Raw genomic sequence first — 13,228 nt, 5'->3', positions numbered from 1 at the left:
CTTGTCCGGGAACACACGGATCCAGATTTTGCCGCCACGCTTGATCCGGCGGGTCATGGTCCGACGGGCCGCCTCGATCTGGCGTGCGGTGACACGCCCACGACCGGTCGCCTTGAGACCGTACTCACCAAAGCTGACCTTGTTGCCTGTATGGGCCATGCCGCGATTGCGGCCTTTCTGTACCTTGCGGAACTTGGTTCGTTTCGGTTGCAGCATTTGGAGACCCCCTTACTTCTGAGCTTTCTTCTGAGCAGCGGCTTCTTTTTCAGCCCGTACCTGCTCAAGACCGCCCAGGATTTCACCCTTGAAGATCCAGACTTTCACGCCGATGATCCCGTAGGTGGTGTGGGCCTCGTAATGCGCGTAGTCGATGTCCGCACGCAGCGTGTGCAGCGGTACGCGACCTTCCCGGTACCACTCGGTACGTGCAATCTCGGCACCGCCGAGGCGGCCACTCGCCTGGATCCGGATTCCTTTGGCGCCCTGGCGCATAGCATTCTGTACGGCCCGCTTGAGGGCGCGCCGGAACATCACGCGGCGCTCCAGCTGGTTCGCCACGCTCTGGGCAGCCAGCTTGGCGTCGAGATCAGGCTTGCGGATTTCCTCAATGTTGACGTGCACGGGCACGCCCATCATGTCGGTCAACTCCTTTCGGAGCTTATCCACGTCCTCACCCTTCTTGCCGATCACAATCCCCGGACGGGCGGTATGGATCGTAATCCGAGCGTTCTGCGCGGGACGCTCAATCAGAATCCGGCTGACCGAGGCCTTCTCGAGCCGGCGATTGAGAAATTCGCGGACCTCGATATCCTTCAACAGGTTCTGGGCGTAAGCCCCTTTCTCCGCATACCAGACCGAGTTGTGCTCTTTGACAACGCCAAGCCTGATACCGGTTGGATGTACTTTATGACCCATCGGGTATCTCCTACTCGTCCGAAACCTTGACGGTGATGTGGCACGTGCGCTTCAGGATCCGGTCTGCACGGCCTTTGGCCCGTGCCTGGATCCGCTTCAGCGTCGGCCCCTCGTCCACACAGATGGTTGCAAGCCGCAACTCATCCACGTCCAGGCCTTCGTTATGCTCGGCGTTGGCAATCGCAGACTCGAGGGTCTTGCGAATGATCCCGGCCGCTTTCTTCGGTGTGAACGCCAGTGTATTCAGCGCTTCCTCGACACTCTTCCCACGAACCATGTCTGCGACAAGGCGAGCCTTCTGAGCCGAGAGTCGAGCGCCTTTCGTTTTAGCCGCTACTTCCATCGTTTAATCCCCTCAGAATCAGCGTTTCTTCGCTTTCTTGTCGGCAGCATGCCCGCGGAACGTGCGTGTCGCGGCAAACTCGCCAAGTTTATGACCAACCATTTCCTCAGTGATCATGACCGGCACATGCTGCCGGCCGTTATGCACTGCAATGGTCAGCCCTACCATCTCCGGAAACACCGTGGAGCGGCGCGACCAGGTTTTGATCGGCTTACGGCTGTTGTTTTCCAGAGCTGCCTCAACCTTCTTCAGCAGATGCAGGTCTATAAAAGGACCTTTCTTCAGAGAACGTGGCACAGCTTCTTCCCCTAAACGTTATTTCTTGGCCGAACGACGACGTACGATCATCTTGTCAGTACGCTTGTTCTTACGAGTCTTATGTCCTTTGGTCGGAATCCCCCAGGGTGTAACCGGGTGACGCCCGCCAGAGGTACGCCCTTCACCACCGCCATGCGGATGGTCAATTGGGTTCATAGCAACACCGCGTACTGTTGGCCGCTTGCCACGCCAACGTGTTGCACCCGCTTTGCCGGACTGTTTGAGACTGTGCTCGCTGTTGGAAACCTCCCCCAGCGTGGCACGGCAATCAGCCGGCACCTTGCGCATCTCACCCGAACGCAGCCGAATGGTTGCGTAGTTGCCTTCACGCGCGACCAGCTGGACCGACGAACCGGCGCTTCGCGCGATCTGGGCACCCTTTCCGGGTTTGAGCTCAATGCAATGAATCACCGAACCCAGAGGGATGTTACGCAGGGGCAGGGTACTGCCGGCCCGGATCGGTGCATCGATCCCTGACTGAACCTTGTCGCCCTGCTTGAGCCCCTTGGGCGCGATAATGTAACGACGCTCCCCATCCTGGTACTTGACCAGCGCAATATGGGCGGAACGGTTCGGATCGTACTCCAGACGCTCTACCTGGCCGGGAATACCATCCTTGTTGCGCTTGAAATCAATATGGCGGTAATGGCGCTTGTGGCCACCACCGATATGACGGGACGTGATCCGGCCATTGTTGTTCCGGCCACCCGTCTTGCTGAGCTTGGTCACCAGTGGCGCGTAGGGTGCACCCCCGTGAAGGTCAGGATTACGGACCTTGATGAGGTGGCGACGACCGGGTGACGTCGGTTTGGTTTTCTCAATCGACATGTCTGTAACCCCTCAACCTATTCCACGTCCATGAAGTCAATATCCTGACCATCAGCCAGGCGCACATACGCCTTGCGAAGATCGTCACGCTTACCCATGCCATGGATTGTGCGCTTGTTCTTACCCTTGCGGTTGCTCACCTGGACTTTGGTTACGTCCACATTGAACAGCTGCTCCACCGCCTTGCGGATCTCAGGCTTGGTCGCATCAGGAGCCACCTTGAACACGACCTGGCCCTGATCACCAACCATGGTCGCCTTCTCAGAGACCAGCGGGCCGAGCAGAACCTTGTAAATTCGCTCCTGATTCATCCCAGCATCTCCTCAAACTTCTTGAGCGCATCCACTGTAACCACGACGTGGTTGTGCGCTACGAGACTCACCGGATCCACGCCCCGGACATCGGAAACCGCCACGTTCGGGATATTGCGCGATGCCAACTCGAGATTCCGCTCAACGGAGTCAGAAACAATCAACGCGTCCTGCTGAACACCCAACTCCTGGAGCTTGGCGTTGAACACCTTGGTACGCGGCTGATCAGGGGTAATGGAGTCCACAACCACGAGACGCTCCTGGCGCACAAGCTCGGAGAGAATCGAGCGCAGCGCGCCACGATACATCTTCCGATTCACCTTCTGCGAATAGTCCCGCGGGCGCGCCGCGAAAGTTGTGCCCCCACCGCGCCAGATCGGGCTGCGAATGGTACCGGCACGGGCACGGCCAGTGCCCTTCTGTCGCCAGGGCTTTTTACCGCCGCCGCTGACCTCAGAACGCGTCTTCTGCTTGACGCTGCCCTGACGGCCGGCCGCCAGGTAGGCGGTTACGACTTGGTGCACCAGCGATTCGTTGAATTCTTTACCAAAAGCGGCATCCGATACCTGAACACCGTTACCGCTTCCTGTCACTGTCAATTCCATCACGCCACCCCTTAGGCTTTCACTGCGGGCTTGATGATCAGGTCCCCGCCATTGGCGCCAGGGACGGGCCCTTTAACCAGCAGCAGATTCCGCTCGGCATCAACACGCACGATCTCGATGTTCTGACTGGTCACGCGCGCATTACCCATTTGACCGGACATCTTCTTGCCCTTGAATACACGGCCCGGAGACTGGCACTGACCAATAGAGCCAGGTGCGCGGTGCGCGAGAGAGTTACCGTGGGTCTTGTCCTGGGTGGAGAAGTTCCAGCGCTTGACGGTACCAGAGAAGCCCTTGCCCTTGGACTGGCCGGTCACATCAATCGACTGACCATCCTCAAACTGGGAAACGTCAAGCTCGGAACCGGGCTGCAGCTCTCCGTCCTCTGACTGGTCTTCCAGCCGGAACTCCCAGAGACTGCGCCCTGCTTCGACGCCATTCTTTGCGAAGTGGCCCGCTTCCGGCTTGGTAATCCGGTTCGCACGGCGCGTACCGGTCGTTACCTGAACCGCGCGGTAGCCGTCCCGCTCGGGCGTCTTGATTTCGGTAATCCGGTTGGCATCAACCTGAATCACCGTGACGGGGATGGAGTTACCCTCGTCGGTAAAAATACGAGTCATACCGGCCTTGCGGCCGACAACACCAATCGCCATTGTTCACCTCTTAGTGTACGGGGCTTCAACCCTCTATGGCCTGAAAGACAGTTACACTCTGAGGGGTTAACTAAAGGGTTAACCCAGGCTGATCTGCACATCCACTCCGGCGGCGAGATCGAGCTTCATCAGAGCATCGACTGTCTTTTCGGTAGGCTCAACGATATCCAGAAGGCGCTTGTGCGTCCGGATCTCATACTGATCACGCGCGTCCTTATTGACGTGCGGCGAGATCAGGATGGTGTACTTCTCTTTCCGGGTCGGCAGAGGAATAGGACCCCGAACCTGAGCACCAGTCCGCTTTGCCGTATCGACAATTTCCTGGGTGGACTGATCGATCAGGCGGTAATCAAACGCCTTCAACCGGATTCTGATTTTTTGGCTCTGCATGTTGCACCAAACTCCAATCGTTGTTGGCAGCTCGTATAAGCCGACCCGTAAAAAGGATGCGCATTATAGGGCGCATGCGTGACGGCGTCAACCTACGGACTGCTTCAGAGAATCCGTTACAGGGATGGACCCTGAAACCAAAAAAGGGGCTGCGCGACGGCAACCCCTTTTTCCAGGGCGCGGCACCGATTACTCGATAATCTTGGTCACCACGCCTGCGCCGACAGTCCGGCCGCCTTCGCGTACCGCAAAGCGCAGCCCGTCTTCCATCGCGATCGGCGCGATCAGCGTGGCTACCAGCTTCACGTTATCACCCGGCATCACCATCTCGACGCCTTCCGGCAGTTCGCAGGTGCCGGTCACGTCCGTGGTCCGGAAGTAGAACTGCGGGCGATAGCCGGTGAAGAACGGCGTATGACGACCACCCTCGTCCTTGCTCAGGACGTAGATCTCGCCCTCGAACTTGGTGTGAGGCGTGATGCTGCCCGGCTTGGCCAGTACCTGGCCACGCTCAACGTCGTCACGCTTGGTGCCACGCAGCAGCGCGCCGATGTTCTCACCCGCACGACCCTCGTCGAGCATCTTGCGGAACATCTCAACACCGGTGCAAACGGTCTTCTGCGTCTCGCGCAGACCCACAATCTCCACCTCGGAGCCGGTCTTGACCACACCGCGCTCAACACGGCCGGTGACAACGGTACCGCGACCGGAGATCGAGAACACGTCCTCGATCGGCATCAGGAACGGCTGATCGATGGCGCGCTCGGGCTCGGGAATGTGCGCGTCCATTTCCTTGATCAGGTTCGCCACCGCGGTGGTGCCGTAGCCGTTGTCGTCCTTGCCTTCCATCGCCATCAGCGCGGAGCCGGTTACGATCGGCGTGTCGTCGCCCGGGAAGTCGTACTCGTTCAGCAGCTCCCGCACTTCCATCTCAACCAGCTCGAGCAGCTCCTCGTCGTCGACCATGTCGGCCTTGTTGAGGAACACCACGATGTGCGGCACGCCAACCTGGCGTGACAGCAGGATGTGCTCACGCGTCTGCGGCATCGGGCCGTCAGCGGCGGAGACCACCAGAATCGCGCCGTCCATCTGCGCCGCGCCCGTGATCATGTTCTTCACATAGTCAGCGTGGCCGGGGCAGTCAACGTGCGCGTAGTGACGGCTCTCGGAACCGTACTCCACGTGCGAGGTCGCGATCGTGATACCGCGGTTCTTCTCTTCCGGCGCGTTGTCGATCTGGTCAAACGCACGCGCCTCACCGCCGAACACTTCCGCACTCACGCGCGTCAGCGCCGCCGTCAGCGTCGTCTTGCCGTGGTCCACGTGACCAATGGTGCCCACGTTGATGTGCGGCTTATCTCTTTCGAATTTTTCCTTAGACACGATTCACCTCTTCGCTCTGTTCTGTCGTTTCAATCAGTTCTTGTTCATGATCTCTTGCGCGATGCTGGTCGGCGCTTCCCCGTAATTGTGGAACTCCATCACGTAAGAGGCGCGCCCCTGGGTCGCGGAACGCAGGTCCGTCGCATAGCCGAACATCTCGGAAAGCGGTACCTCGGCGCGGATCACCTTACCTGCCGGAGTATCCTCCATGCCCTGGACCAGACCACGGCGACGGTTCAGGTCGCCTACAACGTCCCCCATGAACTCCTCGGGCGTCACAACCTCAACTTTCATAATGGGCTCAAGCAGCGCGGGTGATGCATCCAGTGCACCCTGCTTCATCGCCATGGAACCGGCGACCTTGAACGCCATCTCGTTGGAGTCCACATCGTGATACGAGCCATCAAACAGGGTCGCCTTGACACCGAGGATGGGGTAGCCGGCGAGAACACCGGTCTGCATCTGCTGCTCGATACCCTGCTGCACGGCGGGAACGTATTCCTTGGGAACCACACCACCAACGATCTTGTTCTCAAACAGGAACGTGGGGGAATCCTCGTCATCCAGAGGCAGCGGCTCCAGCTTGATCCAGACGTGGCCATACTGACCGCGACCACCGGACTGGCGGACGAACTTGCCTTCCACCTCGACCGGCTTGCGGATGCACTCACGGTAGGCCACCTGCGGCTTACCGATGTTCGCCTCGACCTTGAACTCGCGCTTGAGGCGGTCGACGATTACGTCGAGATGGAGCTCGCCCATGCCGGAGATGATGGTCTGACCGGACTCCTCGTCGGTATAGACGCGGAAAGACGGATCCTCCTGAGCCAGCTTGCCCAGAGCCGTCCCCATCTTCTCCTGTTCAGCCTTGGACTTGGGCTCAACCGCAACCGAGATAACCGGCTCCGGGAACTCCATGCGCTCAAGTTCGATCTTGTGCTTCTCATCGCACAGCGTGTCACCAGTGGTGATGTTCTTGAGGCCAATGGCAGCCGCAATATCACCGGAGAACACTTCCTTGATCTCTTCGCGGTCATTGGCGTGCATCTGGACCATCCGGCCCACACGCTCTTTCTTCTGCTTGCTGGCGTTGTAGATGGCAGTGCCGGTTTCCAGCTTGCCGGAGTAGACACGGAAGAACGTCAGCGTGCCCATGAACGGGTCGGTCGCGATCTTGAACGCCAGTGCCGCAAACGGCGCATCGTCGTCGGCCGAACGCGTTTCCTCTGTGCCGTCGTCATCGACCACGCCGGTAATCGCCCTGACCTCATCCGGTGCCGGCAGGAATTCCAGAACGTTGTCGAGCAGCGCCTGGATGCCCTTGTTCTTAAATGCCGAACCGCAGGTCGCAAGCACGATGTCATTCTCGAGACAGCGCGTACGCAGACCCTTCTTGATCTCGTCATCGCTGAGCTCACCCTTCTCGAGATAGGTCTCCATGAGCTCTTCATTGGCCTCGGCAGCCGCCTCAACCATGGCCTCACGCGCGGCCTCTGCTTCTTCCTTGAGCTCGTTCGGGATCTCGGTCTGCTCGTAGGTCATCCCCTGGTCGGCTTCATTCCAGTAGATCGCCTTCATCCGCATGAGGTCGATCACGCCCTGGAAGTTGTCCTCGGCGCCGATCGGCAGCTGAATCGGTACTGTACTGGAACCCAGCCGCTCGCGGATCTGATCCACGACGCGGGAGAAGTTCGCACCGGCACGGTCCATCTTGTTGACGAAGACCAGCCGCGGGACGTGATACTTATCCGCCTGGCGCCAGACCGTCTCGGACTGGGGCTCGACGCCGGAGGTGCCACAGAAGACCACCACAGCACCGTCGAGCACCCGAAGGGAACGCTCCACCTCGATGGTGAAATCAACGTGCCCGGGGGTATCGATGATGTTGATCCGGTGCTCATTATACTGCTGGTCCATACCACGCCAGAAGGCGGTTACGGCCGCAGAGGTAATGGTAATCCCGCGTTCCTGCTCCTGGGACATCCAGTCGGTTGTGGATGCACCGTCGTGCGTCTCACCCATCTTGTGGCTGCGACCGGTGTAATACAGGATCCGCTCGGTTGCGGTTGTCTTACCGGCGTCCACGTGGGCGCAGATGCCGATATTGCGGTAACTTTTGATCGGTGTTTTACGTGCCACGTCAGATACCTCGGTCGATTAGAAGCGGTAATGGGAGAAGGCTTTGTTGGCCTCGGCCATACGGTGCACGTCTTCCCGTTTCTTGACCGCCGCACCCTTGCTGCCGGCCGCATCAAGGATTTCGCCCGCGAGGCGCTGAACCATGGACTTTTCGCCCCGCTTCCGGGAGAAATCCACCAGCCAGCGCATGGCCAGCGCCACCTGGCGTGACGGCCTTACCTCAACCGGAACCTGGTAGGTCGCACCACCAACACGGCGGGATTTCACCTCGACCATGGGCTGGATATTCTCCAGGGCGGTCTCGAAAACTTCGAGCGGCTCCTGGTTGGTCTTTTCCGCAACAATGTCCAGCGCGCCGTACACAATACGCTCGGCGACCGCTTTCTTGCCATGTTCCATCACATGGTTGATGAACTTGGCCAGTCGTTCACTGTTGAACTTCGGATCCGGGATGATCTCCCGCTTCGTTGCAATGCGTCTTCTTGGCATCGATAAGCCCTCAGGTAAAAGTTGTCAGGTCTTCAGGTTGCTCCGGAATGATGCGCCCACTGACGCCACCCGGCCTTACTCTTATCGGCACCGACGATCCGTAGCGACCGACTGCCGGCGATAAAAGAAAGCCTGCTGAATCACTGTTGTTGAAACCGAAATCCCGATCAGGACTTCGGACGCTTGGTACCGTACTTGGAACGGCCCTGGCGACGATCCTGTACACCCTGGGTGTCAAGCGTGCCTCGCACGGTGTGATAGCGCACACCCGGCAGGTCCTTGACCCGGCCACCACGAATCAGGACCACACTGTGCTCCTGCAGGTTGTGGCCTTCACCGCCGATGTAGGATGCCACCTCGTAGCCGTTCGTCAGCCGCACACGACAGACCTTACGAAGGGCCGAGTTCGGCTTCTTCGGGGTCGTGGTGTAGACACGGGTACAGACGCCACGACGCTGCGGGCAGGCCTGCAACGCCGGTACGTCGGTTTTCGCAGCCCGGCGCTTACGCGGCTTTCGAACCAACTGGTTAATGGTTGCCATCTAGACTAACTCCGGTTTTCAGACGGTTTTCGCCCTGTCTGGGCGGTTCAGCGAGGGCCGCAAGTTTAAGTGCGAGCCCTCTTCCAGTCAAGATAACTGGTTACTTATTGAGCTCTGCACTCAGTGCCTCGACAACATCGTCGGCGCTGACCTGCTGCTCTGCCTCCTCGCGGCGACGGCGGCGCTCCTCGTGGTACGCCAGACCGGTACCCGCCGGGATCAGGCGACCGACCACAACGTTCTCCTTGAGACCGCGCAGGTAGTCGCGCTTGCCGGTAACCGCACCTTCGGTCAGTACCCGCGTCGTCTCCTGGAAGGACGCCGCGGAAATGAAGGAGTCGGTTGCCAGCGAAGCCTTGGTGATGCCCAGCAGTTCACGCTGGAACTTCGCCGGCATCTTGCCTTCGGCTTCCATCCGCTCGTTCTCTTCCATCACATGGGTGTACTCAACCTGGTCACCGGCGATGAAACGGGTGTCACCGGAATCCTGGATCTCAACCTTGCGCAGCATCTGCCGGCAGATCACCTCGATGTGCTTGTCGTTCAGGCCCACGCCCTGCAGACGGTACACATCCTGGATCTCGTTGGTGATGTACTTCGCCAGCTCGGTGATCCCCAGCAGCCGCAGGATGTCGTGCGGGTTGGACGGACCATCGGAGATGACCTCGCCCTGCTCCACGGTTTCACCCTCAAAGACGTTCAGCTGACGCCACTTCGGAATCAGCGTTTCGTAGGGGTCGCCGTCCTTCGGTGTGATGACCAGGCGCTTCTTGCCCTTGGTTTCCTTGCCGAAGGAAACAACACCACTGACCTCGGCCAAAATAGCCGGATCCTTGGGTTTGCGTGCTTCGAACAGGTCCGCGACCCGCGGCAGACCACCGGTGATGTCGCGTGTGCCGGTGGTTTCCTGCGGAATCCGGGCAATGACGTCGCCCATTTCCATGGTATCCCCTTCGCGCAGCGTTACCAGCGCGTTGGCCGGCAGCGAATAATGCGCCGGCGAACCACCCGCCAGGGTGACCGGCTCACCGTTGCCGTCTACCACTTCAACAGCCGGCCGCAGATCCTTACCGGAGGCCGGCCGATCGTTGGGATCCATCACCTCGATGGTCGACAGCCCGGTGAGCTCATCAGTCTGGGTGCGGACCGTGATGTTTTCTTCAATGTTGAGCAGGCGCACTTTGCCCTCTGCTTCGGCGATAACGGGGTGCGTGTGGGGATCCCACTTCGCCGCCACTGTACCGGCTTCCACCTCTGCCCCTTCGCTCACCTCAAGGACAGCGCCATAGGGCAGCTTGTACCACTCACGTTCACGCCCGTGTTCGTCCGCAATCGCCAGCGCGGAGGAACGGGTAACCACCACCTGGGTGCCGTCACTCTTCTCGATGGACTTCAGGTTGTGCAGACGGACCTTGCCACCGTGCTTGACCTGAATGTTGTCCGTAGCGGAAGCCCGACTTGCCGCACCACCGATATGGAAGGTACGCATCGTCAGCTGGGTACCCGGCTCGCCGATCGACTGGGCGCCCATGACGCCAACGGCTTCGCCCACGTTGACCTGATGCCCGCGCGCCAGATCGCGACCGTAGCACTTCGAGCAGATGCCATAACGCGTGTGACAGGTGATCGCCGAGCGGACCCATACCTCGTCCACGCCAGCACGCTCAACCTTGTCGACCAGCTTCTCGTCCAGCAGGGTACCGGACTCGACCACCGGGTTCTTCTTATCACCCGGGGTGAATACGTCCTTCGCGGTCACACGACCAAGGACCCGGTCGCCCAGCGGTACGACCACGTCACCGCCTTCAACCAGCGGCGTCATCAGGATGCCGTCATCCGTATCGCAATCTTCCTCGGTCACGACCAGATCCTGGGAGACATCCACCAGACGGCGCGTCAGGTAACCGGAGTTGGCTGTTTTCAGGGCCGTATCCGCCAGACCCTTACGTGCACCGTGGGTCGAAATGAAGTACTGCAGTACGTTCAGACCCTCACGGAAGTTAGCCGTGATGGGAGTCTCGATGATCGAACCATCCGGCTTGGCCATCAGACCGCGCATACCGGAAAGCTGCCGGATCTGCGCAGGAGAGCCACGGGCGCCCGAGTCGGCCATGATGTAGACCGAGTTGAACGACTCCTGGGTCAGCTCCTCGCCGTTCTCATCCTTCGCCACTTCGCCCTCAGGCGTGATGACCTGCTCCTTGCTCAGGCGGTCCATCATGGCGTTTGAGACCTGGTCGTTGGCCCGGGCCCAGATGTCGATCACCTTGTTGTACTTCTCGCCCTGAGTCAGGAGACCGGAAGCGAACTGCTGCTCGATCTCCATGACCTCGGATTCGGCTTCCTCAATCAGCGTGTACTTTTCGTCAGGGACCTCAAAGTCGTTCACGCCGATGGAGCAGCCGGAGACGGTGGAATAGTGGAAACCGGTGTACATCAGCTGGTCGGCAAAGACCACCGTTTCCTTAAGGCCTACTTCGCGGTAACAGGCGTTGATCAGCTTCGAGATCTGCTTCTTGGCCATGGCCTGATTGACCAGGCTGAACGGCAGCCCCTCCGGCGTGATGTTGTACAGCATCGCCCGACCCACAGTGGTGTCCTGAATGCTGGTCTGTACGTGACGCTCACCGGTCTCGTCATCGAGATCAACCTCGGTGACACGCACGCGGACCTTCGCCTGCAGATCCACCTCACCGGCGCCAAAGGCGCGCTCGACCTCGTCGAGGTCACCGAAGATGCGACCTTCACCCGCGGCACGGAGACGCTCGCGCGTCATGTAGTACAGGCCCAGAACCACGTCCTGGGAAGGCACGATGATGGGCTCGCCGTTGGCCGGCGACAGCACGTTATTGGTGGACATCATCAGTGCCCGCGCCTCAAGCTGGGATTCCAGCGTCAGCGGCAGGTGAACCGCCATCTGGTCACCGTCAAAGTCCGCGTTATAGGGCGCGCAGACCAGCGGGTGAAGCTGGATGGCCTTGCCTTCGATGAGCACCGGCTCAAACGCCTGGATGCCCAGACGGTGAAGCGTCGGCGCCCGGTTCAGCAGGACTGGGTGCTCCCGGATGACCTCTTCCAGAATGTCCCAGACCAGGCCTTCCTCACGCTCAACCATCTTCTTGGCCGCCTTGATGGTGGTGGCGTGGCCGCGATGCTCGAGCTTGGAGAAGATGAACGGCTTGAACAGCTCCAGCGCCATCTTCTTCGGGATACCGCACTGGTGGAGCTTGAGGTACGGACCGACCACGATCACGGAACGACCGGAGTAGTCCACACGCTTGCCCAGCAGGTTCTGGCGGAAACGGCCCTGCTTGCCCTTGATCATGTCCGCGAGGGACTTGAGCGGGCGCTTGTTGGAACCGGTAATGGCCCGGCCACGACGGCCGTTGTCCAGCAGCGCGTCCACGGACTCCTGCAGCATCCGCTTCTCGTTGCGCACGATGATATCCGGCGCATTGAGCTCAAGCAGACGCTTGAGGCGGTTGTTACGGTTGATCACCCGGCGATAGAGATCGTTCAGGTCGGAGGTGGCAAAGCGGCCGCCATCCAGCGGAACCAACGGACGCAGGTCCGGCGGCAGCACCGGCAGCACTTCCATGATCATCCACTGCGGGTTGTTCCCGGAGTAGTAGAACGCCTCCATCAGCTTCAGGCGCTTTGAGAGCTTCTTGATCTTGGTCTCGGAAGCCGTCTGCGGAATATCTTCGCGCAGCTTCTCGATTTCCTCACCGAGATTGATGTCGCCCAGCAACTCCTTCACCGCTTCCGCGCCCATGCGGGCATCGAACTCGTCACCGAATTCCTCGAGCGCCTCGTAGTACTGCTCGTCGTTGAGCAACTGGCCACGCTCCAGGGTGGTCATGCCCGGCTCGATGACGATGAAGGATTCGAAGTACAGCACGCGCTCAATATCGCGCAGGGTCATATCCAGCAGGAGACCAATGCGCGACGGCAGGGACTTCAGGAACCAGATGTGAGCCACCGGGCTCGCCAGCTCGATATGGCCCATGCGTTCACGGCGAACGCTTGCCAGGGCAACCTCGACACCGCACTTCTCACAGATTACACCACGATGCTTGAGGCGCTTGTACTTGCCGCACAGGCACTCGTAGTCCTTGACCGGCCCGAAGATCTTGGCACAGAACAGGCCGTCGCGTTCCGGCTTGAAGGTCCGGTAGTTGATCGTTTCCGGTTTCTTGACTTCCCCAAAGGACCAGGAACGGATCATTTCCGGAGAAGCGAGGCCAATCCGGATGGAATCAAATTCCTGTTTCTGATTCTGGTTCTTCAGCAGGTTGAGCAGGTCTTTCAT

At 59.7% G+C, this 13,228-nt stretch carries 14 protein-coding genes; all 14 read right to left on the bottom strand.

What is annotated here, in order from left to right; all coding sequences use genetic code 11:
• Positions 1-216: 50S ribosomal protein L16 (gene rplP, locus QZ501_RS08075; RefSeq protein WP_295718630.1), on the bottom strand; the 216-nt coding region annotated here is incomplete at its 3' end.
• Positions 217-228: 12 nt separating this feature from the next.
• Positions 229-915: a 30S ribosomal protein S3 gene (rpsC, locus tag QZ501_RS08070; RefSeq protein ID WP_077529283.1), complete on the bottom strand. Its 687-nt coding sequence runs from the start codon at positions 913-915 to the stop codon at positions 229-231.
• A 10-nt stretch (positions 916-925) separates the two neighbouring features.
• Positions 926-1,258, bottom strand: coding sequence for a 50S ribosomal protein L22 (gene rplV / locus QZ501_RS08065; protein WP_077529284.1), 333 nt, complete (start codon positions 1,256-1,258; stop codon positions 926-928).
• Positions 1,259-1,276: 18 nt separating this feature from the next.
• Positions 1,277-1,555 (bottom strand): 30S ribosomal protein S19, encoded by a 279-nt coding sequence (rpsS, locus tag QZ501_RS08060; RefSeq protein WP_077529285.1) that lies wholly within the window; start codon positions 1,553-1,555, stop codon positions 1,277-1,279.
• Between the two features lie 18 nt (positions 1,556-1,573).
• On the bottom strand, positions 1,574-2,404 hold the full coding sequence (gene rplB, locus QZ501_RS08055) for a 50S ribosomal protein L2 (RefSeq protein WP_151440451.1): 831 nt from the start codon (positions 2,402-2,404) through the stop codon (positions 1,574-1,576).
• A 17-nt stretch (positions 2,405-2,421) separates the two neighbouring features.
• Entirely contained in the window at positions 2,422-2,715 is a 294-nt protein-coding gene (rplW, locus tag QZ501_RS08050) for a 50S ribosomal protein L23 (protein WP_077529287.1), read from the bottom strand.
• Positions 2,712-3,320: a 50S ribosomal protein L4 gene (rplD, locus tag QZ501_RS08045; protein WP_151440452.1), complete on the bottom strand. Its 609-nt coding sequence runs from the start codon at positions 3,318-3,320 to the stop codon at positions 2,712-2,714. Before rplD ends, rplW begins: the two co-directional genes overlap by 4 nt.
• A gap of 11 nt (positions 3,321-3,331) precedes the next feature.
• Positions 3,332-3,973: a 50S ribosomal protein L3 gene (gene rplC, locus QZ501_RS08040; protein ID WP_151440453.1), complete on the bottom strand. Its 642-nt coding sequence runs from the start codon at positions 3,971-3,973 to the stop codon at positions 3,332-3,334.
• Between the two features lie 78 nt (positions 3,974-4,051).
• Positions 4,052-4,363: a 30S ribosomal protein S10 gene (gene rpsJ, locus QZ501_RS08035; RefSeq protein WP_077529290.1), complete on the bottom strand. Its 312-nt coding sequence runs from the start codon at positions 4,361-4,363 to the stop codon at positions 4,052-4,054.
• 189 nt (positions 4,364-4,552) lie between these two features.
• Positions 4,553-5,746, bottom strand: a complete 1,194-nt coding sequence (tuf, locus tag QZ501_RS08030; RefSeq protein WP_077528630.1) for an elongation factor Tu — start codon at positions 5,744-5,746, stop codon at positions 4,553-4,555.
• A 33-nt stretch (positions 5,747-5,779) separates the two neighbouring features.
• Complete coding sequence (gene fusA, locus QZ501_RS08025; protein ID WP_295718619.1) at positions 5,780-7,885, bottom strand: elongation factor G; 2,106 nt, start codon at positions 7,883-7,885, stop codon at positions 5,780-5,782.
• 18 nt (positions 7,886-7,903) lie between these two features.
• Positions 7,904-8,374, bottom strand: coding sequence for a 30S ribosomal protein S7 (rpsG, locus tag QZ501_RS08020; protein ID WP_151440455.1), 471 nt, complete (start codon positions 8,372-8,374; stop codon positions 7,904-7,906).
• 167 nt (positions 8,375-8,541) lie between these two features.
• Complete coding sequence (gene rpsL, locus QZ501_RS08015; RefSeq protein WP_151440456.1) at positions 8,542-8,916, bottom strand: 30S ribosomal protein S12; 375 nt, start codon at positions 8,914-8,916, stop codon at positions 8,542-8,544.
• A gap of 100 nt (positions 8,917-9,016) precedes the next feature.
• The gene (gene rpoC / locus QZ501_RS08010; RefSeq protein WP_295718613.1) at positions 9,017-13,228 is read right to left on the bottom strand and encodes a DNA-directed RNA polymerase subunit beta'; all 4,212 of its coding nucleotides are present in this window, start codon (positions 13,226-13,228) and stop codon (positions 9,017-9,019) included.

Origin of the sequence: uncultured Halovibrio sp. (assembly GCF_913056445.1) — a bacterium.
Lineage (GTDB): Bacteria > Pseudomonadota > Gammaproteobacteria > Pseudomonadales > Oleiphilaceae > Halospina > Halospina utahensis_B.
This window is presented reverse-complemented; position numbering and strand designations above follow the sequence as displayed.